This window comes from Micromonospora sp. NPDC004551, from assembly GCF_040609975.1.
GTDB lineage: Bacteria > Actinomycetota > Actinomycetes > Mycobacteriales > Micromonosporaceae > Micromonospora.
In genome coordinates this window covers 107,087-130,453 of record NZ_JBEXLM010000020.1, presented here as the reverse complement: position 1 = coordinate 130,453, position 23,367 = coordinate 107,087, and the positions used below count along the sequence as shown (strand labels likewise).

The following is a 23,367-nucleotide window of genomic DNA, read 5'->3' as shown; positions in this document are numbered from 1 at the left end:
GAAGCCGACCACGACTACCTCCTCGACGGCGGCGTGTTCACCCCCGACCTCATCTCCACCTGGGTGTCCTGGAAGCGGGCCAACGAGGTCGACCCGGTGCGCCTGCGCCCGACCCCGCACGAGTTCGCCATGTACTTCGACTGCTGAGCTGACAACCCTCTGACCAGGGATCATGCGCCCTGAGCGCCCCCTGGTCACCACCTGGCTTCATCCGACGGGCCGTCGATCGCCGCCGCGTGCGAGCGATCGATGGCCCGTTGTGCTCGGTCTGCCGGGCGGCCGCCATCCTGGCCGTGCGTGGCAGGCCTCAGCCGGCAGTTTTCGCGATGATGCCGGTCATCTCGTCTTGACTGAAGGCCCGCAGGGTCGTGGTACGGACGTTGCCCGCCCCGCCCAGTTGCAGGAGCGCCGCAGCGGCGGTCTCCTCGTCGGGCGCCTCGACGACGGCCACGAGGTCGTACGGACCGACGGTCCAGTGGAGGTTCACGAGCTTCGCCCCGACCTTCTGGGTCGCTGCGGCGAAGGCATCGGCGCGCTTCGGGGTGTCCTTGTAGGCTCGGATCCCCTGATCGGTCCAGTTCAGCAGCGCGATATACGTCGGCATGGCCCTTCACCTCCACGAAGAGTTCTCATCGTAAGGTTAATTCTGGGCATAACGGCCGGAATCTGCGTCAACTGCGCACCGGCACCGGCAATCGACTCACACCCGGTGCCCGCGGGCCGGCTCCGCGACAGCGGGGCCGGCCCGGCCGGTTTCGTGCGCCGACCCTCAGCGGGCGAGCAGCGCGTCCAGCTTGGTGAAGGAGCTGCCCCAGCCCTGCTCGGCACCGGACCGCATCTCCGGCGCGAACGGGCCCTGGCGCAGCACCAGCCGGGTCCGGTCGCCCGGCTCGGCGTGGAACTCCAGCCGCAGCGTGAACCGGGTGCCGTCGGGCACGCCCGGCACGCCGTGCGCCTCCTCGTAGCCCACCAGCAGCTCGTGCTCCACCACCTCGGCGAAGGTGCCGTCGGCCGGCGAGGTCATCGCCGGGTCCTCGTCATTGACCATGACGAAGCGCTGGTGGCCGCCGATCCGGACGTCCATGTCGACGGTGTCCCGCGGCACCGACCAGCCGACCGGGGCGAACCACTCGGCGAACTGGTCCGGGTCGGTGAACGCGCGCCAGACCAGCTCCCGCGGGGCGTCGAAGACCCGGGTCATGACGAGTTCCTGGGTCGCCTGCGTGTCGGTCATGCTGCTGTCCTCTCTCATCGATCTGTCCGTTCGGTCTGCGCCTGGATCCGCCGGAGGTGCGCGTCGAGCCGGTCGAAGTTGGCATCCCAGAACCGCCGGTAGCGCTCCATCCAGGCCGTCGCCTCGCGCAGCGGCTCCGGGTTGAGGCTGCTGGACCGCCACTGCGCGCTCCGGCTGCGGGTGATCAGGCCGGCGTGCTCCAGCACCTTCAGGTGCCGGGAGATCGCCGGGAGGCTGATCGCGAACGGCTCGGCGAGTTCCGAGACGGTGGCGTCCCCCTCCGCCAGCCGGGCGAGGATCCCCCGGCGGGTCGGGTCGGCCAGCGCCGCGAAGATGACGCTGAGTCGGTCGTCGGCCACTGCTTAACCACCTCGTTAATTAACGGATGCGTTAAACATAGAGGTCGCGTGGGGCGGCGTCAACCACTTCGTGAAATCAGCGGGCGCGGCGGCGGCGGATCGCGGCCACCACGACGGCCAGCACCAGCGCGGTCATCAGGATCGCCCCGGGCGCCTTGGTGAACCGGGCCAGGTTGGTGCCGTCCGGCAGGGTGAGCAGCGCGGCCACCGCGCACGGCGCCACGAACCACACCGTGCGGGCCACGGCGACCGTCACCACCGCGAGCAACGCGAGAGGCCAGGTCGCGTACCAGGGGTGGAAGACCGGGGCGAGCAGCACGGTGAGGGCCAGCGCCAGGCCGGCCCCGGCCAGGGTCACCCGCGGCCGGGCGGCGGCCAGCCGGGCCGCCCGCTGCCGGACGTCGCCCAGCCGGCGCAACGCCGTCCACGACCGCCACCAGAGCAGGACCAGCAGCACGGCGAGCATGGCGAGCGCCACCACCCGGACCACGGGTACGGCCCCCGGGTCCCGGCCGAGCAGGGCGCCCGCGTAGTCGACAACCAGGCCGACCGCGGTCGGCGGGGAGGTCCACTGCTCGGAGTCGCCGCTGTGCGCCAGGCCGCGTACCCAGCCCAGGCCCAGGCCGGTGGCCAGGCTCGTGGCCGCCAGCGTGGCCAGCACTCCCCCGGCCAGCCAGCCGCCGTCGCGCAGCAGCGCTCGCCACGTGTAGCGGCCCAGCACGGCGGCCAGCGCCGCGAACGGGAGAACCACCACGGCGACCGCCTTCACCGCCACGGCCAGCCCGAGCAGCACCCCGGCGACGACCAGCGCCCGCGGCCGGCCGGGCCGACGGACCAGCACCAGCAGGCCGAACAGGAGCAGCCCGAGGCCCACAGCGTCGTTGTGCGCGCCGGCCACCAGGTGCACCCCGACGAGCGGGCAGGCCAGCGCGAGCCAGGCCGCCCGCCGGGTCGGCACTCCGACGGCCCGGGCCAGCCCGGGAAGGCAGAGCGCGGCCAGCAGCACCCCGGCCAGGGCCACCACCCGCAGCAGCACGATCGCGCCGGCCAGGCCACCCCCGACCAGCACGGCCAGGCCGGCGAGCAGCACGAAGAACGGCCCGTACGGGGCCGGGGTGTCCCGCCAGATCGGCGACACGCTCTCCGCCCACGGGCAGCCGGCGGTCACCACCCCGACCCGGTAGGGATCGGCGCCGTGCGTCCAGGACCAGCCCTGGCAGGCGTACGAGTAGACGTCCCGGCTGCCCAGCGGCGGCGCGGCCAGCAGCGGGAGCAGCCAGAGCCCGGCGGTCACGTACGCCCACCGGCCCGACGGCGCGCCCCAGCGCAGCGACCACCAGGCCCCGACCAGCAGCACCGTGCCGGCCAGCCAGCAGCCCAGCACCGCAGGCCCGTGCGGGGCGTGCCAGACGTCGCCGAGGCTGGTCACCGCGGGGGTGCCGGGCAGCGCGCCGCCGAGCCAGCCCGCGACGGTCAGCAGCACGGCGCCGGCGAGTCCGGCGCACCGGGCGAGCGCGGCGGCCACCGGCCGGACCGGTCCGTCGGGCAGCGCGCCGGGCTCGCTCACCGGCACCTCTCTCAGTCGGCTCCTCGGGCGGCGGGGACCGGCCGGCGGGCCGCCCGAGCCGAACGTACCAACCGGACCACCACCACGATCACCAACAGCGTCATCAGGGGCGCGCCGGGCATCTTGCTCCACCGGGGCAGGCCGGTGCCGTCGGCCAGGACCAGGAACGACGACACCAGGGCCACCAGCGCGAACCAGCCGGTCCGGCGGGCGGTGGCGGCGAGCACGACGAGCGGCCAGGTCCAGTACCAGGGGTGGAACAGCGGCGAGAGCGCGACCGTCGCGACCAGCGCCAGGCCGGCGTGCCAGAACGGCTCCCCGCGGCGCAGCGCCCGGAACCAGAGCCAGACCAGCACCGCCACCAGCACCACCACGGCGATCCCCCGGGTGACCGGCAGCGCGTCGATGTGCGCCCCGAAGAGCGCCGCGACGTACCCGGCGGTCTGCCCGACCGCGGTGGGCGGCGACGTCCAGGCCACCACCAGGCCGCCCTGTTCGAGGCCGCTGATGAAGCCGAAGTTGAGGCCCGCGGCGAGGGTCACGGCGACCACGGTGGCCACCGCCGCGCCGACCACCCACGCGCCGTCGCGGACCAGCGCCCGGAACCGGTACGGCCCGACGATCGCGGCCAGCGCGGCGAACGGCACCACGACCAGCGCGGTGACCTTGACGGCGGCGGCCAGGCCGAGCAGCAGCCCACCGGCGAGCAACGGCAGCGGCCGGCCCGGCCGGGCCGCCACCACGGCCAGCCCGGCGGTGAGCAGGCCCACCATGAGGGCGTCATTGTGTGCTCCGGAGACCAGGTGCACGGGCACCAGCGGGCAGGCCAGCGCCAGCCAGAGCGCCCGCTGCGGCGGCACCCCGCAGCGACGGGCCAGCACCGGCAGGGCCCAGGCGGTCAGCGCCACCCCGGCCACCGCGAGCAGCCGGAACAGCGCCACGCTGCCGGCCAGCGACCCGGCCGCCGACACCACGGCCCCGGAGAGCACCACGAACAACGGCCCGTACGGCGCCGGGGTGTCCCGCCAGATGTAGGAGATGGTGTCCAGCCAGGGGCAGGGCAGCGCCGACACGCCCTGCTCGTACGGGTTGATCCCGGCCGAGTAGCTCGCGCCCTGGCAGGCGTAGGCGTACGCGTCCCGGCTGCCCAGCGGCGGCGTGAACAGCATCGGCAGCAGCCAGAGCGCCACCGTGACGAGCACCCAGCGGGTCGACGGCGCCCCGTCGCGCAGCGACCACCAGGCCCCGGCCAGCAGCGCGGTGCCGACCAGCCAGAGACCGATGATCAGGGGCCCGTTCGGGCCCTGCCAGATGCTGACCGGGGTGGGGCGCAGGTCTCCGTGCGGCAGCGCGCCGCCGAGGTAGGCGGCCACGGCGAGCAGCACCGAGCCCGCCAGGCCGATCCAGCGCGAGAGGTGGTGAGGCACGCCGGACATGCTGCCAGTACGGTGGGTCGCGATCAGGAGGTGGGCATGCGGGGTGGTCGGGTGGTGGCGGTGTCCGCCGCGTCCGCGCTGGTCCTCGCCGTGCTGTATCTCACCCTGCCGGCCACCGGCTCGGACCTGTCCGCCCAGGTGGCCCGGACCGGCTTCTTCGCCGCGCACGGTCCCGCCCTGGTGGACCTGCGCTGGTACGGCGGCGTCCACCCGTGGGGCTACAGCCTGGTCTCGCCGCCGCTCATGGCCCTGCTCGGGGTCCGCCTCACCGGCGCGCTCACCCTGCTCGCCTCGGCCGCCGCGTTCGCCGCCCTGCTGGTCCGCGCCCGGGTGCCCCGGCCGCTGCTGGGCAGCCTCGTCGGCGTGCTCACGATCGCCGGCAACCTGGTCTCCGGCCGGGTCACGTACGCCCTCGGGGTGGCCTTCGGCCTGGTCGCGCTGCTGGCGCTGGCGCTGCCCGCCGGGGCCGCCGGCCGCGCCCGGTGGTGGCGTCCCGTGCTGGCCGTGCTGGCCGCCCTGCTCGCCTCGGCGGCCAGCCCGGTGGCCGGGCTCTTCGTCGGCCTGGCCGGGGCCGCGCTGCTGCTCACCCGCCGGTACGCCGACGGCCTCCTGCTCGCCGTGCCCGCCGCCGCGCCCCTGGCCGTGACCGGGCTGCTCTTCGGCGAGGGCGGCTGGATGAACATCAGCCGCGCCGACACCGTGCACGCCGTGGTGACCAGCCTGCTGGTGGCCGCGCTGGTGGCCTACCGGCCGGTGCGGGTGGGCGCGCTGCTGTCGGCGGCCGGGGTGCTGGCCGCCGCGCTGCTGCACACCCCGGTCGGCCTGAACGCGACCCGCCTCGTGGTGATGTTCGCGCTGCCCGTCCTGGCCGCCACCGCGACGCTCCCCCGCCGCCTGACCGACCGCCTGCCGAACCGGTCGGCGGTGCGGCGGCGGGCGGCCGCCGTGGCGCTGGGCGTGCTGCTGGCGGCGGTCTGCCTGTGGCAGCCGCCGGTGGTCGTCGCCGACCTGGCCAGTGCGGACGACCCGACGGCCGACCCGGGGTACTTCGCACCGCTGCGGGCCGAGCTGGACCGGCGTGCGCTGACCGGGCGGGTGGAGGTGCCGCCGACCCGCAACTACTGGGAGGCCGCCCACCTCGGCGAGGTGCCGCTGGCGCGGGGCTGGCTGCGTCAGGCCGACATCGCCCGCAACCCGCTCTTCTTCACCACCGTTCCCGGCGCGCCCGGCACCGGGGTCCCGCTGACCGCCGACACCTACCGCGCCTGGCTGACGGAGAACGCGGTGCAGTACGTCGCCGTGCCCGACGTCGAGCTGTCCTGGGTGGGGCGGCCCGAGGCGGACCTGGTCCGGGCCGGCCTGCCGTACCTCTCCGAGGTCTGGTCGGACCCGCACTGGCGGCTGTACGCGGTGGCCGACCCGGCGCCGCTGGTCGGCGCTCCGGGCGAGCTGATCCGCCAGGACGCCGCCACGGTGACCTTCCGCGCCCCCGGCCCCGGCCCGGTGCCGCTGCGGGTACGCCACGACCGCTGGTTGACCGTCTCCGGCGGCGCCAGCGTCGCGCCCGACGGCGAGTGGACGACCGTGACGGTCCCGCACGCGGGCACCTACACCCTCGGCAGCTGACCCGGGCTGACCGTGTGCGCCGCTACGAACTTGATGACGTGGATGACTCATGACCGCCCCACACCAGACCGGGCGCGCGTGATCCACCTGCGTCATCAAGTTCCCAGGCTCGCGCGAGGGGTGGGCGGGCGGCGGAGAGCGCCTGTCGAGCTGATGTCTTCACCGGCTCAGCGCGACGCCACCGCCTGGCGCCGGCAACTCCCGAGGCCGTGCAGGCCGAGGGCCGACCTTCAGGACGGGGCGTCGAGGACCCGCTCCATGGCGGCGCGGGCGCGGCGCCCGGTGCGCAGGTACTCGTCGAGGAACTCCCCCGCGTCGTCGCCGCCGAGCAGCCGCACCACGCCGGCCAGTTCCACACCGTGCCGGGGCAGCTGGTCACCGGCGCGGCCCCGGACCAGCATCAGCGCGTTGCGGACCTGGGCGGCGAGGGTCCAGCCGGCCGCCATCTCGGCCGCGTCCTCGGGATCGACCAGCCCGGCGTCGCGGGCCGCGGCGAGCGCCGCGAGGGTGCCCGTGCCGCGCAGCTCGGGCAGCCGGCCGGCGTGCCGGAGCTGGAGCAGCTGCACCGCCCACTCCACGTCGGCGAGGCCGCCCCGCCCCAGCTTGGTGTGTGTGGCCGGGTCGGCGCCCCGGGGCAGCCGCTCGGTCTCCACCCGGGCCTTGATCCGGCGGATCTCCACCACCTGCTCGCGGGTCAGGCCGTCCGCCGGGTGGCGCACCGGCTCGATCATCGCCTCGAACTCGGCCCCCAGGTCGGCGTCGCCGCAGACGAACCGGGCCCGCAGCAGCGCCTGCGCCTCCCACACCTTCGACCAGCGGGCGTAGTACTGGGCGTAGGCGGCGAGGCTGCGCACGAGGGGGCCCTGCCGGCCCTCGGGACGCAGATCGGCGTCGACCCCGAGCGGCGGGTCGGGGGCGGGCGCGGACAGCAGCCGGCGCAGCTCCTCGGCGACGGCGTGCGCGGCGTCCGCCGCGGCCCGCTCGTCCCCGCCCGGCGGCGGGTCGTAGACGAACAGCACGTCGGCGTCGGAGAGGAAGTTCGACTCGCGCCCGCCGAGCCGGCCCATGCCGATGACCGCGAAGCGCATGCCGCGTGGCCCCGGCTGGGCGGCCCGGGCGGTACGCAGCGCGGCCGCCAGGGTGGCGTCGGCGACGTCGGAGAGGGCGGCCCCGACCGCGCTGACGTCCGCCAGGGTGGGCACCCGCCCGCCGCCGTCCGGCGACCGCGGGGTGAGCGGCGCGAGCGCACCGGCCCGGCTGAGCACGTCGGCGCAGGCGAGCCGGACCAGCTCGCGGCGGCGCAGCGCGCGGACGGCCCGGGTTGCCTCGACCGGGTCGCCGTGCCGGGCCGCCGCGGCCGTGAAGCCCTCGAAGAGCACCTCGCGCGGGCGCGGGGTCAGCTCGGTGTCCTCGGCCAGCAGCCGCAGCGCCTCCGGCTCGCGCGCCAGCAGGTCGGCGGCGTAGCGGGAGGAGGACAGCACCCGGGCCAGCCGGCGGGCCACCGGCCCGGAGTCGCGCAGCAGCCGCAGATACCAGGGGGTGCTGCCGAGCTTGTCGGAGACCTGCCGGTAGTTGAGCAGCCCCCGGTCCGGTTCGGGCGCGTCGGCGAACTCGCTGAGCAGCACCGGCAGCAGGGTCCGCTGGATGGCGGCGGTGCGGCTCACCCCGCCGGTGAGCGCCTGGAGGTGCCGCAGCGCCCCGGCCGGGTCGGCGAAGCCGAGGATCTCCAGCCGGTGCCGGGCCGCCTCCGGGGTGAGCCGCAGCCCCTCGGCCGGCACCCGGGCCACCGATTCCAGCAGCGGGCGGTAGAGCAGTTTGGCGTGCAGCCGGCGTACCTCGGTGGCGTGGGTGACCCACTCGGCGCGGAACTCCTCGACGGCGCTGCGGCCGGGTGTGGCCGCGTAGCCGAGCGCGGCGGCCAGCCAGCGCAGTGCGGCCGGCTCGGTCGGCACGGTGTGCGTGCGGCGCAGGCCCTGGAGCTGGAGGCGGTGCTCGACGCCGCGCAGGAAGCGGTAGCCGCGCAGCAGCGCCTCGCCGTCGGCGCGGCCGACGTAACCGCCGGCGACCAGGGCGCGCAGCGCGGGGATGGTGCCCGGGGCCCGCAGCGACTCGTCGCCCCGGCCGTGCACGAGCTGGAGCAACTGGACGGCGAACTCGATGTCGCGCAGCCCGCCCGGGCCACGCTTGATCTCGCGTTCCAGCTCCTTCGGCGGGACGTGGTCGATGATCTTCCGGCGCATCGCGCGGACGTCCTCGACCGCCTCGGGCCGCTCGGCGGCGGTCCAGACCAGCGGGGCGAGCGCGTCGATCCACTCCCGGGCCAGCGTCAGGTCGCCGGCCGCCGGCCGGGCCTTGAGCAGCGCCTGGAACTCCCAGGTGCGGGCCCAGCGGCGGTAGTAGGCCAGATGGCTGGCGATGGTGCGGACCAGCGGCCCCCGGTTGCCCTCGGGGCGCAGCGCGGCGTCGACCGGCCAGGCGACCAGCCCGCAGACGTGGATCAGCCGGGTGGCCACCTGGGTGGCGGCAGCCAGGTCGTCATCGGTGGCGGCGACGAAGATGACGTCCACGTCGGAGACGTAGTTGAGCTCGTCGCCGCCGCACTTGCCCATGGCGACCACGGCCAGGCGGGGCCGGGGCGTGCCCTCGGGCAGCTCGTCGACGGCGATGTCGTAGGCGGCGGCCAGGGTGGCGTCGGCGAGCCCGGAGAGCGCCGCCATGGTCTGCTCCAGACCGCGCCCGCCCGTCAGGTCGGCCGCCGCGATCCGCAACAGCGCCAACCGGTACGCCTGCCGCAGCACCGGGATGGGGCCGGTGGCGGCGGTCAGCCGGGCGGCGGCGGCCAGGTCGAGCCGGCCGTCGGCGCGGGGCGCGAGCCCGTCCGGCTCGGTGGCCAGCACCGCCCACTGGTCGGGGTTGGCCACCAGATGGTCGCCGAGCGCCGACGAGGCGCCGAGGACCGCGACCAGGCGGCGGCGCAGCCCGGGATCGGCGGCGAGCGCGTCCAGCAGGGCCGGCTTCTCCCCGGTACGCCGTTCCGCCTCCACGACGCGGTGCAGCTGGCGCAGCGCCAGGTCGGGGTCGGCGGCCCGGGACAGCGCGGCGAGCAGCTCGCCTGCCGCCTCGTCGGCGGGTTCCTGCTCCTCGACGCGCCACAACCCGAGCCCGTCCGGACCGAGCAGGTCGGCGGCGCGCGCCCCGCCGTCGCCCTCGGCGAAGCCGTAGCGGGCGAGCCGCCCCCGGGCCGCACGGGTCATCTCAGTGCCCGAGCAGCGGCAGGGTGGGGCGGGTGGTCACGTCGTCCAGCTCGCCCAGCGCGAGGGCGGCGAACCGGATGGCGAACGGCTGCCAGACCTCCTCCACGTCGGCCATCACCCGGTCGCAGGCGGCCACCACCAGCTCCGGGTCGTAGTCCAGCTCGGCCAGGAGCGCGGAGTCGCGGGCCCAGTCGGCGATCATCGCGGTGTCGCACTCGATGTGGAACTGGAGCCCCCAGGCCCGGTCGCCGAGGCGGAACGCCTGGTGCGGGTAGCGGGTCGAGGCGGCCAGCAGGGTGGCCCCGTGCGGCAGCTCGGTGATCTCGTCGGTGTGCCACTGGAGCACGTCCGGCATCAGCGGCACGTACCGGAAGAGCGGGTCGGTGTCGGCGGCGTCCCGCTTGCCGACGATCGCGGGCCCGACCTCGGGCCCGGACGGGCTGCGCTCGACCTGCCCGGCGTGGGCGGTGGCCAGCAGCTGGCCGCCGAGGCAGACCCCGAGGGTGGGGATCCGCTGCCGGACGGCCTTGCGCAGCAGCCCTTCGAGGGCTGGAAACCAGGGCGCGCCGGGGCTGCCGTCGGCCGACGGGTAGGCCTGCTGCTCGCCGCCGAGCACCACGAGCGCGACGTACCCGTCGAGGTCGGCGGGAAGCTCGTCGCCCGCGTGCGGGCGCAGGACCCACAGGTCCAGGCCCCCCTCGGTGAGCCACTCCCCCAGTCGGCGGAGGTCGTCGGTCGGGTCGTTCTCGATCACCAGCGCGGTCGCCACGACGTCGAGGCTATCCGGTGCGCCCGGCGGCGGCCGGTCCGGCTCGGCCGCACTAGGCTCCCGTCGTGCCCACCGACGACTGCCTGCGCCCACCGGTCCTGCGCCCCGGCGACCGGGTGATGCTGGTCTCGCCCTCCGGCCCGACCCGCCCGGAGCGTGTGGCCCGGGGCATCGAGCTGCTCACCGGCTGGGGGCTGCGCCCCGTGCCCGCGCCGCACGCGTACGCCCGCCAGGGCTACCTGGCCGGCGGCGACGAGCTGCGGGCCGCCGACCTGAACACCGCGTTCGCCGACCCGGAGATCCGGGGCGTCATCTGCACCCGGGGCGGCTACGGCGCGCAGCGGGTGGTGGACCTCATCGACATGGCGGCGGTCCGCCGGGACCCGAAGGTGGTGGCCGGCTTCTCCGACATCACCGCGCTCCAGTTCGCGCTCTGGCGGGGCGCCCGGCTGGCGGGCGTGCACGGTCCCGGCGCGGCGTGGCGGGACGAGCGCACCCCGCTCCGCTCGGCGGAGTCGCTGCACGCTGCGCTCATGACCACCGAGCCGGTGACCGTCGAGGCGGTGAGGGAGGAGGAGACCTACCCGGTGCGGGTGCCCGGCCGGGTGGAGGGGCGGCTGCTCGGCGGCAACCTGTGCCTCATCACCGCGTCGATCGGTACCCCGGACATGCCCGACCTGACCGGGGCGGTGCTGCTGGTCGAGGAGGTGCAGGAGCCGCCGTACAAGGTCGACCGGATGCTGACCCACCTGCGCCGTTGCGGCGCCCTGGACGGAATCGCCGGGGTGGCCGTGGGCCAGTTCACCGAGTGCGCCGACGGCTGGGACACCACGATCACCGACGTGCTCACCGAGCGCCTCGGCGACCTCGGCGTCCCCGTCCTGGGCGGCCTTCCCATCGGCCACGGCCCCGACCAGTTGACCGTCCCGGTCGGCACCCCCGCCGTCCTGGACGCCACCACCGGCACCCTGACGGTCTCCCCCGCCGTCCGCTGACCCCCGCTAGGGGGTCAGGTGGGCGACCGCGCCGGTTTCCAGCGCCACCCAGACCGTGCCGTCGGGGGTCACCGTCAGGCCGTGGGGTTCCGACCCGGGGTTGGGTAGGGCGTGGCCCGTGATGCGGCCCGCCTCGTCGAGGTGGCCGATGCGGTTGGCCCCCCACTCGGTGAACCAGCAGCCGCCGGCCGGGTCGGCGACGACGGCGTGCGGGCGGGCCGCCCGGTCCGGCAGCGGGAACTCGTCGATCCGGCCGTCCGGCGTGATCCGGGCGAGCTGGCCGGCGGCGATCTCGACGAACCAGAGCGCGCCGTCGCCGCCGAGGGTGATGCCGACCGGCCCGGCCGCCTCCGTCGGCAGGGCGTGCAGGGTCACCTCGCCGTCCGGGGCGACCCGGGCGATGGCGTTCGCCTGGTTGAGGGTGAGCCAGAGCGCGCCGTCCGGCCCGGCGGCCAGCATCGACGGGAAGCCCTTGGCGACCGGCAGCGGGAAGGTGGTGACCGCCCCGTCGACGGTGACCCGGCCGACGGTGTCGTCGCCCATGCCGGCGTACCAGAGGGCGTCGTCCGGGCCGACGGCGAGGCCGCAGGGCCCGGTCCCCGGCGGGAGCGCGACGGAGCCGGTCTCCCCGTCGACGGTGATCCGGCCCAGCCGGTCGTCGCCGGAGCGGGTGTACCAGAGCGCGCCGTCCGGGCCGGTGGTGATGATCAGCGGCCGGCTCTCCGCCGGGTCCGCGTGGTAGGTGCGCACCTCGCCGTCCGGCCCGACCCGGGCGACGCCACCCGTCCCGGCCAGCGTCAGCCAGAGCGCGCCGTCCGGGCCGGCGGTGATCCCGTACGGCCCGGAGCGCCGGTCCGGCAGCTCGATCTCACGGATGGAGGGGTTCGTCATGCGGCTTCGCCTTCCGTCGGTGACCGGCCCACCCTCCCGGCCGTCGCGGCCCGTCGCAACTGCTTTGTCCCGGTTCGGCGGGGCGATTGCCAGCGCGCTGACAGGTTCGCCACGGGCGGCGCCCAGCTGAGCCGGTCACTGTCGGTGACGTCATCGCACCACCACCGAGAAGGAGAACCGCATGATCCGCAAGATGTCGAGGAAGCACCTGCTGGCCGGCCTGGCCGCCGCCGGCGTGCTCGGCGTCGGGATCGCCGCCCCGACGGTGGCGCTCGCCGACGACAAGAGCCCGAGCCCGGCACCGAGCGCCAGCACGAGCACCGATCAGGGCACCGACCGGCAGCAGCAGCGGGCCGACCGGCAGGCCGAGTTCGCCGAGTCGCTCGCCAAGGAACTGGGCGTCTCGACCGACAAGGTCACCGCGGCATTGAAGACGCTGCGCGAGCAGCGCCACGCCGACCGGCCCGAGCGGCCGTCGACCGAGGACCGGCAGGCCGCTCTGAAGGACCGGCTGGACCAGGCCGTCAAGGACGGCAAGCTCACCCAGGAGCAGGCCGACGCGGTGCTGAAGGCCGCCGAGGCCGGCGTCTTCCCGGGCCCGGGTGGTCATGGCCACCGCGGCGGCGGCGACCGGTCCGGCAACTGACCCGGGTGGCCCCGCCGACCCCGCACCGGCCGCACCTCCCTCCCGGCCGGCACCGGCGGGGCCACCCATCCCACGCGGCGCTTCGGTTGCGTGTGTCGTCGTCACGGCGACGACACACGCACCCGAACGCTCATCCGGCGGGCGGGGTGAAGACGCCGATGCGGTTGCCCGACGGGTCGAGCAGGTGGGCCCAGACCAGTCCGCTCGGCGCGGTGCGCACCGGCACCAGCACCTTGCCACCGGCCGCCTCGGCCCGCCGGCACGACTCCGCCACGTCGGCGACCTCGGCATAGAAGATCGCGTAGTTCGGCGCGGTGCCGTCGGTGGCCCGGATCGCGCCGCCGATCCCGCGCTCCCCACCGGCCGCCGTCTGCCGGTACGACGCCCCCGGGCCGCCCTGCTCCTCGAAGGTCCAGCCGAAGAGGTCGGCGTAGAAGCGCTCGGCCTCCGCCGGACGGTCGGAGCCGACCTCGAACCAGGTCACGGGCGTGCTGGACATGTTGCCTCCTGAGGTTCGCGCCGGACGGTCGCCGGCGTCGTCAGAAGTCAGCCTCGGCAACCTCCGCGACACCGTTCTGTCGGTGTTTCCCCCGGGATCCGGAATCAGACCAGGCTCAGTGGACGCGACCGCCCGGCGGGGATGTCCAGCTCCTCGGGGCGCAGCTCCCGGGTCACCGGCTCGGCCAGCGGGCGCACCGAGACGATCCGGTCGGTGCGGAAGCAGCGCAGCCCGTCGCGCAGCCGGCACCAGGCCACCAGGTACCAGTGCGTCGGGTTGCCCAGGTAGGCCAGCGGCTCCACGTCGCGGGCCGAGGTCGCGCCGCCACGGTCGGCGTAGCGCAGGCGGAGCACGCGGCGGGCGGCGACCGCGTCGGCGACGGCGGCCGGAACCGGCGTGGCCGGGCCGCCGCCGATCAAGTGCACCCGGCCGGCGAGGCGGTGCGCCTCGGCGGTGTCGGCCGGCGGCATGACGGCGACCAGCTTGCGCAGCGCCGCGGTGGCGGCCGGCGCGAACGGCGTGCCCTCCAGCCGGTGCAGCGCGACGGCCATGGCCACCGCCTCGCCGGGGGTCAGGTTGACCGGGGGCAGGGTGCGCGCGCGGTCGACCACGTAGCCACCGGTGCGGCCCGGCTCGGCCCAGATCGGCACCCCGGCGCCCTGCAACGCGGTGATGTCGCGCTCGATGGTGCGGGTGCTGACCTCGAAGCGCCCGGCCAGCCACCGGGCGCTGCGCGGCCGCGGCGACACCGCCCGCAGCTCCTCCACCAGCGCGTAGAGACGGTCGGTGCGGTTCACGCCCGGAGGCTATGCCCCCGGTACGACACCTCAGGCGATGCAGGCGCAGACGATCAGGGCGGCGCCGAAGTGGGTGGCGGCGCTGACCCGGGCCGCCGGGTGCGGCTCGTCCGCGCAGATGATCTCACCGAGCCTGCCGGGGGTGAGCAGGTCCAGCACGAAGAAGGCCAGCGCCATCACGAGCAGGCCGACCACGCCGAAGATCACCGTGGAGGCCAGCCCCCGGCCGAAGTCGCTGTAGCTGGTGAGGATCGCCGTGAAGACGATGCCGGCGATGCCGAGCTGGTTGGCGGCGAGCAGCAGCGCGGCGTTGCCGTTGCGGCGCACCCAGATGAGCTCCCGCAGCTTCCCGGGGGTGAGCAGGTCGACCAGCAGGAAGCCGGCGGCCAGCAGCGCCACTCCGACGACCCCGAACACGATGCTCTGCCACGCCCCGTTGAGCAGGTCTCCCAGCACCGAACGCCCTCCCCGGCCTCGCCCGCCCGGCGCGGCTGCCGGTGCGGTGCCGCAGACGATAGCGGCACCGCACCACAGTGATCTAGAGCGACAGGTAGCGCTGCCGCTCGTAGGGGGTGACCTCGCGGCGGTACTGCTCCCACTCGGCGCGCTTGTTGCGCAGGAAGAAGTCGAAGACGTGCTCGCCGAGCACCTCGGCGACCAGTTCGGAGCCGGCCATCACGTCGATCGCCTCGGCCAGGTTCTCCGGCAGCGCCTCGTAACCCATGGCGCGGCGCTCGGCGCTGCTCAGCGACCAGACGTCGTCCTCGGCGCCGGGCGGCAGCTCGTAGCCCTCCTCGATGCCCTTGAGCCCGGCGCCGAGCATGACGGCGAAGGCCAGGTAGGGGTTGGTCGCCGAGTCCAGCGAGCGGACCTCGACCCGGGCCGAGTTCGGCTTGCCGTAGGCGGGGACCCGGACCAGCGCGGACCGGTTCAGGTGACCCCAGCAGACGTACGCCGGGCTCTCGGTGATCCGGTCCGGCAGCGCCTGCGGGAAGAGGCGCTTGTAGGAGTTGACCCACTGGTTGGTGACGGCCGTGTACTCCCGGGCGTGGGTGAGCAGCCCGGCGATGAACGACTTGGCCACCTTGGAGAGCTTCATGGGGTCGCCGGCGTCGTGGAACGCGTTGCGCTCCCCCTCGAACAGCGACAGGTGGGTGTGCATGCCGTTGCCCGGCTGGTCGGTGAAGGGCTTCGGCATGAAGCTGGCCTGCACGCCGGTGGAGAGCGCGACCTCCTTCACCACGTGCCGGAAGGTCATGATGTTGTCGGCGGTGGTGAGCGCGTCGGCGTAACGCAGGTCGATCTCCTGCTGGCCGGGAGCCACCTCGTGGTGGCTGAACTCCACCGAGATGCCGATCCGCTCCAGCGCCAGCACCGCCTGGCGGCGGAAGTCGCGGGCCACCGCGTGGGTGGTGTGCTCGAAGTAGCCGCCGGTGTCCACCGGGATCGGCACCGAGCCGTCCTGCGGCCCGTTCTCCAGCAGGAAGAACTCGATCTCGGGGTGGGTGTAGAAGGTGAACCCCTTCTCGGCCGCCCGGGAGAGCGCCCGGCGCAGCACGTGCCGCGGGTCGGCCCAGGACGGGGTGCCGTCGGGGAGCAGGATGTCGCAGAACATCCGGGCGCTCTCGCCGCTGACCCCGCCCTCGAAGGGGAAGACCTGGAAGGTGGTCGGGTCGGGCATGGCGACCATGTCCGACTCGAAGACCCGGGCGAAGCCCTCGATGGCCGAGCCGTCGAAGCCGATGCCCTCCTCGAAGGCCGCCTCCAGCTCCGCGGGAGCCACCGACACGCTCTTGAGCGTGCCGAGCACGTCGGTGAACCACAGCCGGACGAACCGGATGTCCCGCTCTTCCAGCGTACGGAGGACGAACTCCTGCTGACGGTCCACTTCCACCCCTCGTGACACGTACGTCCGCGCCGGTCCCGCCGGCCGGGCCTGACCGCCCAGTGTCCACCGGGCTCGTTACGCCGACGTTACGCCCCCGGCGTCTCCCGCGTCCGGTCGGATTCGGCCCCCTCCGCTGGGGCAAGATGAGGGCATGCCCACCCTGCGACTCGCTCTGTGCCAGGTCGACCCGACGGTCGGCGACATCGCCGGCAACGCCGGCATGGTCCGAGCCTGGGCCCGCAGGGCCGCCGACGCCGGCGCCCAGCTGGCCCTCTTCCCCGAGCTGATGCTGACCGGCTACCCGGTCGAGGACCTGGTGTTCCGCCGGTCGTTCGTGGCCGCCTCGCGGGAGGCGCTGCACCGGCTCGCCGCCGACCTGGCCGCCGACGGCCTCGGTGACCTGCCGATTCTGGTGGGCTACCTGGACGCGGACGGCCCGCCCCAGGTCAGTGCCGACGCCGAGCCGGGCAAGGGGGCCCGCAACGCGGCCGCGCTGCTGCACGGCGGGGCGGTGGTGGCCACCTACTTCAAGCACCACCTGCCCAACTACGGGGTGTTCGACGAGGACCGCTACTTCGTCTCCGGTGATGCACTGACCGTGGTCCGGATCGGCGGGGTCGACGTCGCGCTGACCATCTGCGAGGACCTCTGGCAGGCGGGCGGCCCGTTCGCGGTGGCCCGGCACGCGGGCGTCGGGCTCGTGCTCAACATCAACGGCTCGCCCTACGAGCTGAACAAGGACGACATCCGGCTGCCGCTGGTCCGCCGGCGGGCGGCCGAGGCGGGCGCCGCGATCGCTTACGTGAACATGGTCGGCGGCCAGGACGAGCTGGTCTACGACGGTGACTCGATGATCGTCGACGCGGACGGCACGCTGCTGGCCCGGGCCCCGCAGTTCGTCGAGCACCTGCTGGTGCACGACATGGAGCTGCCCCCGGCCAAGGAGCCGGTCGGCGGCGAGGAGGTCGCCGACGACATGCGGGTCGTCCGGGCCAAGGTCAGCGACATCCTCCCGCCGACTCCCCTGGGCGAGGTCGCGGCCGGCGGGATCATCGAGCCCGTCGCCGACGAGGCGGAGGTCTGGCAGGCGCTGGTGCTGGGCCTGCGCGACTACGTCAACAAGAACGGGTTCCCCTCCGTCGTGCTCGGCCTCTCCGGCGGCATCGACTCGGCGGTGGTGGCGGCGCTGGCCGTCGACGCGCTCGGCGCGAAGCGGGTGGTCGGGGTGTCGCTGCCCAGCCAGCACTCCTCCGAGCACTCCCGTGTCGACGCCGAGGAGCTGGCCAAGCGCACCGGCCTCGACTTCCGGATCGAGCCGATCCAGCCCATGGTGGACACGTTCCTGGCCAACATGTCGCTCGCCGGCGTGACCGTGGAGAACCTCCAGGCCCGGGTCCGCGGCGTGATCCTCATGGCGCTGTCGAACCAGGAGGGCCACCTGGTCCTCACCACCGGAAACAAGAGCGAGCTGGCGGTCGGCTACTCCACCCTGTACGGCGACTCGGTGGGCGGCTACAACCCGGTCAAGGACGTCTGGAAGACGCTGATCTGGCGGCTGGCGAAGTGGCGCAACGCCGACGCCGAGCGGCGCGGCGAGACGCCGCCGATCCCGGAGAGCTCGATCGGCAAGCCGCCGTCGGCCGAGCTGAGCCCGGGCCAGCTCGACAGCGACAGCCTGCCGGAATACGACGTGCTGGACCCGATCCTGATCGGCTACGTCGACGGCGATCTGGGGCGGGAGGGCCTGGTCGCGTCCGGCCACGACCCGGCGATCGTCGACCGGGTGCTGCGGATGGTGGATACCGCCGAGTACAAGCGCCGGCAGTCCGCCCCCGGCACCAAGATCTCCATGAAGGCGTTCGGCCGGGACCGGCGGCTGCCGATCACCAACCGCTGGCGCGAGGACGGCTGACCGCGCCCGGCGGGCCCGCGCCGCCGGGAGTGAAATCCTCCACTCCGCCCTGCCCCCGGCCGGTGCCCCGGTGCGACGATCACGGCGGAACCCGGGGACCGCGAACGCGGCCTCGAGGAAGGAGAGAGTCATGGTGGAGTCCACCCCGACCGAGGTGACCGCCCTCTATGGCGGGCCGGCCACCCGGCGGGTCCGCACCCGCGACCTGATCGCCGCCAAGGACCGCGGCGAGCGCTGGGCGATGCTCACCTCGTACGACCAGTACACCGCCTCGATCTTCGACCAGGCGGGGATCCCGGTGCTGCTGGTCGGCGACTCGGCGGCGAACAACGTCTTCGGCTACGAGACCACCCTGCCGGTGACCGCCGAGGAGCTGCTCCCCCTGGTCCGCGCGGTGGTGCGGGCGACCCGGCAGGCGCTGATCGTCGGTGACCTGCCCTTCGGCTCCTACGAGGAGGGGCCGACGCAGGCGCTGCGGACCGCGGTGCGGTTCATGAAGGAGGGCGGCTGCCACGCGGTGAAGCTGGAGGGCGGCCGGCGCTGCGCCGCCCAGATCGAGGCGATCGTGGGCGCGGGCATCCCGGTGATGGCCCACATCGGCTTCACCCCGCAGAGCGAGCACACCCTGGGCGGCTACCGGGTGCAGGGCCGGGGCGACACCGCCGACGAGGTGATCGCCGACGCCCGGGCGGTGGCCGAGGCGGGCGCTTTCGCCGTGGTGCTGGAGATGGTGCCCGGTGAGGTGGCCAAGCGGATCACCGCGGAGCTGCGCATCCCCACGGTGGGCATCGGCGCCGGCCCGGACACCGACGGGCAGGTGCTGGTCTGGCAGGACATGGCCGGGCTGCGCACCGGCAAGGCGCCGCGCTTCGTCAAGCGCTACGCCGATCTGGCCGGCGCGCTGACCGACGCCACCCGCCGGTTCGCCGACGAGGTGCGCGGCGGCGAGTTCCCCGCCGCCGAGCACACCTTCTGACCGCACTCCGGGCGGCGTGGCTCACCGGCCGCGCCGCCCGGCCGGGTCAGACCACGCAGAACTCGTTGCCCTCCGGGTCGGCGAGCTGCGCCGAGTAGTAGCCGTTGTCGGGGTCGTCCATCGAGCCGAGCACCCGCGCGCCCAGTGCGGTCAGCCGGGCCACCTCGGCGTCGACGCGGGGTCGCCGCTCGGCCACCGGCACCCCACGCCCGCCGCCGACCTTCAGGTCGATGTGCAGCCGGTTCTTGACCGTCTTCGACTCCGGGACCGGTTGGAACCAGATCCGCGGGCCGGCGCCGGTCGGGTCCTCCAGCCGGTCGGCGCAGTCGCCGTCGCCGAGTTCCTCGGGCGGGATGCCGACCGAGAGGTACCAGTCCCGCCAGGTCTGGTGGTCCTCGGGCGGCGGCTGCGGCCGGTAGCGCAGCGCCTCGGCCCAGAACGCGACGAGCCGCGACGGCTCCCGACAATCGATCACCAGTTGCCATTCCATGCGGCGATGGTGCCGCACGGGTACGACGTCAGAGGTCCGTGACGCGGATGCCGGCGTGCGCCTTGTAGCGCTTGTTGATCGCGATGAGGTTGGCGGTGAACGCCTCGATCTGGTGGGCGTTGCGCAGCCGGCCGGCGTAGATGCCCCGCATCCCGGGGATCCGTGCGGCGAGCGCGGCGACCACGCCGACCAGCTCCCGGTCCTCCGTGCAGATGAGCACGTCCAGATCGATGCGTTCGACCTCCGGGTCGGCCAGCAGCGGCGCGCTCACGTGGTTGAACGCGGCGCACACCCGGGAGTCGGGCAGCAGCCCGGCGGCCTGCTGCACGGCGCTGCCCTCGGCGACGGTCAGCGCGTACGGGCCCTGCTTGTCGAAGCCGAGCGGGTTGACGCAGTCGATGACGATCTTGCCGGCGAGCGGGCCGGCCAGCGCTCCGACGACGGCGGCGTGCCCGTCCCACGGCACCGCGATGATCACCACGTCGCTGCGGCGGGCGACCTCGTCGTTGTCCGCGCCGGAGACGGCGGCGCCGGCCGGCACGCCGGGCAGGGCGGCGATCTCGGCGGCGGCCTGGGCGGCCCGGTCGGCGGCGCGGGAGCCGATCAGCACGGTCTGCCCGGCCCGGGCGAACCGGTAGGCGAGACCCCGCCCCTGGTCGCCGGTGCCACCGATGATGCCGACGGTCAGCCCGGAGACGTCGGGCAGCGTGGTCGCGTCGTAAGCCATACGGGTCATCCTCGCAAAGGTCACCGCGCGGCAGCGCGGCCGGGCGCTGTGACAATCCCCGCGCGCCGCCTCACGCCTTCTCGAAGGCGACCTTGCGCTGCGCCGGGTCGGCGACGGTCAGGCGGACCCGGACGCGCTCGCCGAGCGGCAGGTCGCCGGTGCAGCGGGCGCGCACCGGCGGCTCGTCCACGGCGACGGTGCCGCCGGGCGGTCGCCCCGGCCGGCCGTTGCCCGCCGGCCGCGGCTCGTCCACGTCCAGCACGGCCGCCTCGAAGGTCTCCCCCACCCGGTGCGCCAGCAGCACCGCCTCGGCCAGCTCCACCGCGCCCCGGGTGGCCGCGGACGCGGTCCGGTCGGTGGTCGCCATCACCTCGGGCAGCTTCGGCAGCGCGGCGCGGACGTGCTCGGGCACCTCCCGGCCCTCGTGCAGGGCCAGGCAGACCTCGGTGGCGTACCGGTCGGCGAGCCGGCGCAGCGGCGCCGTCACATGCGCGTACGCGGCGGCCACCCCGCCGTGCTCCGGCTGCTCGGGCAGGTCCCCGTCGAACGCCGTGTACGCGGCGCCGCGCATCAGCTCGGCGGCCTGGTCCACGAAGGCCGCCGCGCGGGGCTGCGAGGCGTCCAGCCCGGCGAGGACCGTGCCGACCGTGGCGCCGGCCGGCCAGGGCACCCCGAGCGGGCCGGCGGCCAGCCGCAGCCGGTCGACCGCCTCCGGCCGGGGCGGCGGCATGGTGCGCAGCAGGCCGATCCGGCCGGCCAGCATGAGGTCGGCGGCGGCCATCCCGGTCAGCAGGGAGATCTGGGCGTTGTGCTCCTCCATCGGGCCGGGGCCGCGCAGCACCAGCCGCCAGCCGTCGCCGTCGGGCTCGACGTCCTGCTCGGGCAGCGGCAGGTTGATCGCCCCCCGGAGCAGGCCACGGGCGGTCAGCAGGGCGCCGATCTCGGGCAGCAGGGCGATCGGCTCGGGCAGCCGGCCGGCGTCGGCGTCGCGCTGCACACCGGAGTAGTCGAGCTTGGCCCGGCTGCGCACCCGGGCCCGTTCCAGCGTGACGGCGACCGTGGCGCCGTCGCTGTCGAGGTCGATGGTCCACAGCACCGCCGCCCGGTCGGCGTCGGGCAGCAGGCTCGCCGCCCCCTCGCTGAGCGTGTGCGGGTGCAGCGGCACGTTGCCGTCGGGCAGGTAGACGGTCTGCCCCCGCCGCCAGGTCTCCGCCTCCAGCGCCCCGCCGGGACGGACGTGGGTGAACACGTCGGCGATCGCGTACCGGATGCGGAAACCGCCACCGGGACGGCGGGCGAGGTGCATGGCCTGGTCGAGGTCGCGCGAGGTCGCCGGGTCGACGGTGACGAACGGAACGTCGGTCCGGTCGGCGACGGCCGGCAGCGGCGCGGCGGCGGCCGCGTCGGCCTCGCGCTGCGCCGCGACCGGGAAGTTCTCGGGAAGTCCCAGCTCGCGGCGCAGCGCGCCGAAGTCGATGCGGGGCGCCAGTACGCGTCGGATCACCACGGGGTCAATCCTGACAGCGCCCCGCGTGATCCGCTCACCGGCGCGCGCCGGTCAGCGGCGAGTGGCCGCCGTCAGGCGGTGGCCTTGCGGGCCGGCGCCTTGCGCGCGGTGGTCTTCTTCGCGGCCGTGGTCCTCTTGGCCGGCGCCTTCTTCGCCGCGGTGGTCTTCTTCGCGGTGGTGGTCTTCTTGGCGGTGGCCTTCTTCGCGGGCGCCTTCTTCGCCGCCGTCTTGCGCGCCGCCGGGCGCGTCGAGGCGGTGGTCTTCTTGGCGGGCGCCTTCTTGGCGGCGGTGGTCTTCTTCGCCGCCGTGGTCTTCTTGGCGGGGGCCTTCTTCGCCACCGTGGTCCGCGCCGCCGCGGTCGTCGTCTTCCGCGCCGCGGTGGTCTTCTTCGCCGGCGCCGTCGTCTTCTTCGCGGCGGTCTTCTTCGCCGTGGTGGTCTTCTTCGCCGTGGTGGTCTTCTTCGCCGTGGTCTTCCGGGCCGGCGCCTTCTTGGCGGTGGTCTTCGTGGCCGGCGCCTTCTTCGCGGGCGCCTTCCGTGCCGCCGACACCGCCTTCCGGGCGGTCGCCTTCTTCGCGGCGGCCTTCTTCGCCGGCACCCGGCCGGCGCCGGCGCCGGAGGCGTTCGGGGACGCCTTGGTGACGGTCGTCCTGCCCGCGGTGGTGCTCTTCGCGGTCGTCCGTTTCGCGGCCGGGCGGGTGGCCTGCTGTGCTTCGGCCATCTCGGTTCCCTTTCCTGGGGACGTGCTCTCGCCCTCGCGGAGCACGGATCACCTCGACGCGGGCCGTCCCGCGCCGTCTACCTGTCCTCCCCGGCCCAACGGGCGTCCTCGGCGTCCCACGCTTCGTTGCGCTCCCGCACCTGCTGCAGGGCGTTCTCCGCGTCGGCGGCAGAGGCGTACGGTCCGAGAACGTGCTTCGCGGGACACACGTCGGCATCGGTCTCGACCCGGTGGTGTCGGGTGCACCAGTAGTAGTGCCCGCCACCACGTCCGTCGTCGCTCATGCGATCACTGTGCACCGCGAAGCGCCCGGCCGCCACCGGAACGCCGTAAATAGTCGCCGATGTCCTCCACAGTAGACCTGGTCAGGGCGGTTCTGGGCCGGAACCGCGGAATACGGGGCAGCCGGCAGCCGGGTCGAGGGCGCACAATCCCGGGGTGCGGTTCGGGGGCGGACGGTGGGCAGGCCGGCGACGGGGGCTGGTGGCCGGCATCACGCTGGCCGGCCTCGTGGCGGTCGGGTTGGCGTTGGCGGTCCCGCTGCTGCGCGACCGGTCCCAGCAGCGGCTGGAACGCCGGGCCGACCGGGAGGTGACCGCCACCGCGCAACGCACCCGGGCCGCCCTGCTGGCCGAGCCGTCCGCGCGGGAGGCCGACCTACGGCTCGCCGCCGACACGGTGGACGGCGTCGAGGTCCTCACGGCGGCCGCGGGCGCCGCCGAGGTCCGGCTGGTCTTCCGGGTACGCGTGGCGAAGACCGCCGCGTCGGTGTTCGGCTGGCAGCGGGCCGACGCCACCGGCTGTTTCGCCCAGGTGGTGCGCCCGGGAACCACACCCGCGCCGCTGGAACGGCTGCCCTGCCCCCGCTGACCGGCGCTGTTCGCCACCCATCCCCCGCCCGGCCTGCGCGACCGGATGCTCACCGCACGGTCCTGGCAGGACCCCGCCGTGGTGCTCACCGGGTCCCGGGCCGAGCGGATCGACGCGGAGCTGGCCCGGCACTACGAACGGGCCGGCCGGGCCATGAGCTGGACCGGCTGACGCCGCCCGGTGCGGCTCCTCGCGGGGCGCCCGG

24 protein-coding genes and 1 pseudogene are annotated in these 23,367 nt (G+C 74.9%); 8 read left to right on the top strand and 17 right to left on the bottom strand.

All coding sequences use genetic code 11. The annotated features are described in order from the left end of the window. Nucleotides 1–147: pseudogene (locus ABZW14_RS22965) on the top strand (type I glutamate--ammonia ligase); the annotation flags it as partial. A 160-nt stretch (nucleotides 148–307) separates the two neighbouring features. On the opposite strand, the gene ABZW14_RS22960 reads toward ABZW14_RS22965, so the two are convergent. The 5 genes from ABZW14_RS22960 to mptB (ABZW14_RS22940) all read right to left on the bottom strand — a co-directional run bounded on the left by ABZW14_RS22960 (nucleotide 308) and on the right by mptB (ABZW14_RS22940) (nucleotide 4,587). After that, nucleotides 308–604 carry a GYD domain-containing protein gene (locus tag ABZW14_RS22960; RefSeq protein ID WP_355349963.1) on the bottom strand — a complete coding sequence of 99 codons (297 nt, stop codon included), beginning with the start codon at nucleotides 602–604 and terminating at the stop codon, nucleotides 308–310. Nucleotides 605–769: 165 nt separating this feature from the next. Further along, the gene (locus ABZW14_RS22955) at nucleotides 770–1,234 is read right to left on the bottom strand and encodes an SRPBCC domain-containing protein (RefSeq protein WP_355349960.1); all 465 of its coding nucleotides are present in this window, start codon (nucleotides 1,232–1,234) and stop codon (nucleotides 770–772) included. 14 nt (nucleotides 1,235–1,248) lie between these two features. Then, the gene (locus ABZW14_RS22950; protein ID WP_355349958.1) at nucleotides 1,249–1,593 is read right to left on the bottom strand and encodes a metalloregulator ArsR/SmtB family transcription factor; all 345 of its coding nucleotides are present in this window, start codon (nucleotides 1,591–1,593) and stop codon (nucleotides 1,249–1,251) included. 76 nt (nucleotides 1,594–1,669) lie between these two features. Continuing rightward, nucleotides 1,670–3,142 (bottom strand): polyprenol phosphomannose-dependent alpha 1,6 mannosyltransferase MptB, encoded by a 1,473-nt coding sequence (gene mptB / locus ABZW14_RS22945; protein ID WP_355349972.1) that lies wholly within the window; start codon nucleotides 3,140–3,142, stop codon nucleotides 1,670–1,672. A gap of 29 nt (nucleotides 3,143–3,171) precedes the next feature. Beyond that, a complete protein-coding gene (mptB, locus tag ABZW14_RS22940; protein ID WP_355349955.1) occupies nucleotides 3,172–4,587 on the bottom strand; it encodes a polyprenol phosphomannose-dependent alpha 1,6 mannosyltransferase MptB in 1,416 nt (471 codons plus the stop codon). A 45-nt stretch (nucleotides 4,588–4,632) separates the two neighbouring features. Between mptB (ABZW14_RS22940) and ABZW14_RS22935 the strand changes: the two genes are divergently transcribed. Continuing rightward, on the top strand, nucleotides 4,633–6,222 hold the full coding sequence (locus ABZW14_RS22935) for a hypothetical protein (protein WP_355349952.1): 1,590 nt from the start codon (nucleotides 4,633–4,635) through the stop codon (nucleotides 6,220–6,222). 230 nt (nucleotides 6,223–6,452) lie between these two features. Here ABZW14_RS22935 and ABZW14_RS22930 read toward each other — a convergent pair whose 3' ends face one another. Further along, complete coding sequence (locus ABZW14_RS22930) at nucleotides 6,453–9,476, bottom strand: bifunctional [glutamine synthetase] adenylyltransferase/[glutamine synthetase]-adenylyl-L-tyrosine phosphorylase (protein ID WP_355349949.1); 3,024 nt, start codon at nucleotides 9,474–9,476, stop codon at nucleotides 6,453–6,455. A gap of 1 nt (nucleotide 9,477) precedes the next feature. Further along, nucleotides 9,478–10,245 (bottom strand): type 1 glutamine amidotransferase, encoded by a 768-nt coding sequence (locus ABZW14_RS22925; RefSeq protein WP_355349946.1) that lies wholly within the window; start codon nucleotides 10,243–10,245, stop codon nucleotides 9,478–9,480. A gap of 65 nt (nucleotides 10,246–10,310) precedes the next feature. Here ABZW14_RS22925 and ABZW14_RS22920 point away from each other — a divergent pair, with 65 nt between their 5' ends. Beyond that, complete coding sequence (locus ABZW14_RS22920; RefSeq protein ID WP_355349943.1) at nucleotides 10,311–11,240, top strand: LD-carboxypeptidase; 930 nt, start codon at nucleotides 10,311–10,313, stop codon at nucleotides 11,238–11,240. A 6-nt stretch (nucleotides 11,241–11,246) separates the two neighbouring features. Here ABZW14_RS22920 and ABZW14_RS22915 read toward each other — a convergent pair whose 3' ends face one another. After that, the gene (locus ABZW14_RS22915) at nucleotides 11,247–12,131 is read right to left on the bottom strand and encodes a virginiamycin B lyase (protein ID WP_355349941.1); all 885 of its coding nucleotides are present in this window, start codon (nucleotides 12,129–12,131) and stop codon (nucleotides 11,247–11,249) included. 181 nt (nucleotides 12,132–12,312) lie between these two features. Here ABZW14_RS22915 and ABZW14_RS22910 point away from each other — a divergent pair, with 181 nt between their 5' ends. Then, nucleotides 12,313–12,777 (top strand): hypothetical protein, encoded by a 465-nt coding sequence (locus ABZW14_RS22910; RefSeq protein WP_355349939.1) that lies wholly within the window; start codon nucleotides 12,313–12,315, stop codon nucleotides 12,775–12,777. 130 nt (nucleotides 12,778–12,907) lie between these two features. Here ABZW14_RS22910 and ABZW14_RS22905 read toward each other — a convergent pair whose 3' ends face one another. The 4 genes from ABZW14_RS22905 to glnA all read right to left on the bottom strand — a co-directional run bounded on the left by ABZW14_RS22905 (nucleotide 12,908) and on the right by glnA (nucleotide 15,961). Beyond that, nucleotides 12,908–13,276 (bottom strand): VOC family protein, encoded by a 369-nt coding sequence (locus ABZW14_RS22905; RefSeq protein WP_355349937.1) that lies wholly within the window; start codon nucleotides 13,274–13,276, stop codon nucleotides 12,908–12,910. 104 nt (nucleotides 13,277–13,380) lie between these two features. Further along, on the bottom strand, nucleotides 13,381–14,073 hold the full coding sequence (locus ABZW14_RS22900) for a WYL domain-containing protein (RefSeq protein ID WP_355349934.1): 693 nt from the start codon (nucleotides 14,071–14,073) through the stop codon (nucleotides 13,381–13,383). Nucleotides 14,074–14,103: 30 nt separating this feature from the next. Continuing rightward, nucleotides 14,104–14,529: a DUF350 domain-containing protein gene (locus ABZW14_RS22895; protein ID WP_355349931.1), complete on the bottom strand. Its 426-nt coding sequence runs from the start codon at nucleotides 14,527–14,529 to the stop codon at nucleotides 14,104–14,106. A gap of 82 nt (nucleotides 14,530–14,611) precedes the next feature. Continuing rightward, nucleotides 14,612–15,961: a type I glutamate--ammonia ligase gene (gene glnA, locus ABZW14_RS22890; RefSeq protein ID WP_091269077.1), complete on the bottom strand. Its 1,350-nt coding sequence runs from the start codon at nucleotides 15,959–15,961 to the stop codon at nucleotides 14,612–14,614. 151 nt (nucleotides 15,962–16,112) lie between these two features. Between glnA and ABZW14_RS22885 the strand changes: the two genes are divergently transcribed. Further along, the gene (locus ABZW14_RS22885) at nucleotides 16,113–17,873 is read left to right on the top strand and encodes an NAD+ synthase (RefSeq protein ID WP_355349928.1); all 1,761 of its coding nucleotides are present in this window, start codon (nucleotides 16,113–16,115) and stop codon (nucleotides 17,871–17,873) included. 130 nt (nucleotides 17,874–18,003) lie between these two features. Continuing rightward, entirely contained in the window at nucleotides 18,004–18,849 is an 846-nt protein-coding gene (panB, locus tag ABZW14_RS22880; protein ID WP_355349926.1) for a 3-methyl-2-oxobutanoate hydroxymethyltransferase, read from the top strand. 46 nt (nucleotides 18,850–18,895) lie between these two features. On the opposite strand, the gene ABZW14_RS22875 is transcribed toward panB, so the two are convergent. From ABZW14_RS22875 to ABZW14_RS22855, 5 genes are all read right to left on the bottom strand, one after another. Next, nucleotides 18,896–19,339: a VOC family protein gene (locus ABZW14_RS22875; RefSeq protein WP_355349923.1), complete on the bottom strand. Its 444-nt coding sequence runs from the start codon at nucleotides 19,337–19,339 to the stop codon at nucleotides 18,896–18,898. 28 nt (nucleotides 19,340–19,367) lie between these two features. Next, entirely contained in the window at nucleotides 19,368–20,066 is a 699-nt protein-coding gene (gene npdG / locus ABZW14_RS22870) for an NADPH-dependent F420 reductase (RefSeq protein ID WP_355349920.1), read from the bottom strand. A gap of 70 nt (nucleotides 20,067–20,136) precedes the next feature. Further along, nucleotides 20,137–21,573 carry an RNB domain-containing ribonuclease gene (locus ABZW14_RS22865; protein ID WP_355349917.1) on the bottom strand — a complete coding sequence of 479 codons (1,437 nt, stop codon included), beginning with the start codon at nucleotides 21,571–21,573 and terminating at the stop codon, nucleotides 20,137–20,139. A gap of 71 nt (nucleotides 21,574–21,644) precedes the next feature. Then, complete coding sequence (locus ABZW14_RS22860) at nucleotides 21,645–22,292, bottom strand: histone (protein ID WP_355349914.1); 648 nt, start codon at nucleotides 22,290–22,292, stop codon at nucleotides 21,645–21,647. Nucleotides 22,293–22,369: 77 nt separating this feature from the next. Then, a complete protein-coding gene (locus ABZW14_RS22855) occupies nucleotides 22,370–22,576 on the bottom strand; it encodes a hypothetical protein (protein WP_091269261.1) in 207 nt (68 codons plus the stop codon). 199 nt (nucleotides 22,577–22,775) lie between these two features. Between ABZW14_RS22855 and ABZW14_RS22850 the strand changes: the two genes are divergently transcribed. Further along, complete coding sequence (locus ABZW14_RS22850; protein ID WP_355349911.1) at nucleotides 22,776–23,162, top strand: hypothetical protein; 387 nt, start codon at nucleotides 22,776–22,778, stop codon at nucleotides 23,160–23,162. 45 nt (nucleotides 23,163–23,207) lie between these two features. Further along, the gene (locus tag ABZW14_RS22845) at nucleotides 23,208–23,333 is read left to right on the top strand and encodes a hypothetical protein (protein ID WP_355349908.1); all 126 of its coding nucleotides are present in this window, start codon (nucleotides 23,208–23,210) and stop codon (nucleotides 23,331–23,333) included. Nucleotides 23,334–23,367: the final 34 nt, after the last annotated feature.

Excerpts from the sequence above, each read along its gene's own strand:
- ABZW14_RS22935 (WP_355349952.1), top strand. The coding sequence starts at position 4,633 with ATGCGGGGTGGTCGGGTGGTGGCGGTGTCCGCCGCGTCCGCGCTGGTC.
- ABZW14_RS22910 (WP_355349939.1), top strand. The coding sequence starts at position 12,313 with ATGATCCGCAAGATGTCGAGGAAGCACCTGCTGGCCGGCCTGGCCGCC.
- ABZW14_RS22955 (WP_355349960.1), bottom strand. The coding sequence starts at position 1,234 with ATGACCGACACGCAGGCGACCCAGGAACTCGTCATGACCCGGGTCTTC.
- ABZW14_RS22860 (WP_355349914.1), bottom strand. The coding sequence starts at position 22,292 with ATGGCCGAAGCACAGCAGGCCACCCGCCCGGCCGCGAAACGGACGACC.
- ABZW14_RS22930 (WP_355349949.1), bottom strand. The coding sequence starts at position 9,476 with ATGACCCGTGCGGCCCGGGGGCGGCTCGCCCGCTACGGCTTCGCCGAG.
- ABZW14_RS22960 (WP_355349963.1), bottom strand. The coding sequence starts at position 604 with ATGCCGACGTATATCGCGCTGCTGAACTGGACCGATCAGGGGATCCGA.
- ABZW14_RS22845 (WP_355349908.1), top strand. The coding sequence starts at position 23,208 with ATGCTCACCGCACGGTCCTGGCAGGACCCCGCCGTGGTGCTCACCGGG.
- ABZW14_RS22875 (WP_355349923.1), bottom strand. The coding sequence starts at position 19,339 with ATGGAATGGCAACTGGTGATCGATTGTCGGGAGCCGTCGCGGCTCGTC.
- ABZW14_RS22885 (WP_355349928.1), top strand. The coding sequence starts at position 16,113 with ATGCCCACCCTGCGACTCGCTCTGTGCCAGGTCGACCCGACGGTCGGC.
- ABZW14_RS22905 (WP_355349937.1), bottom strand. The coding sequence starts at position 13,276 with ATGTCCAGCACGCCCGTGACCTGGTTCGAGGTCGGCTCCGACCGTCCG.
- ABZW14_RS22855 (WP_091269261.1), bottom strand. The coding sequence starts at position 22,576 with ATGAGCGACGACGGACGTGGTGGCGGGCACTACTACTGGTGCACCCGA.
- panB (WP_355349926.1), top strand. The coding sequence starts at position 18,004 with ATGGTGGAGTCCACCCCGACCGAGGTGACCGCCCTCTATGGCGGGCCG.
- npdG (WP_355349920.1), bottom strand. The coding sequence starts at position 20,066 with ATGGCTTACGACGCGACCACGCTGCCCGACGTCTCCGGGCTGACCGTC.
- ABZW14_RS22915 (WP_355349941.1), bottom strand. The coding sequence starts at position 12,131 with ATGACGAACCCCTCCATCCGTGAGATCGAGCTGCCGGACCGGCGCTCC.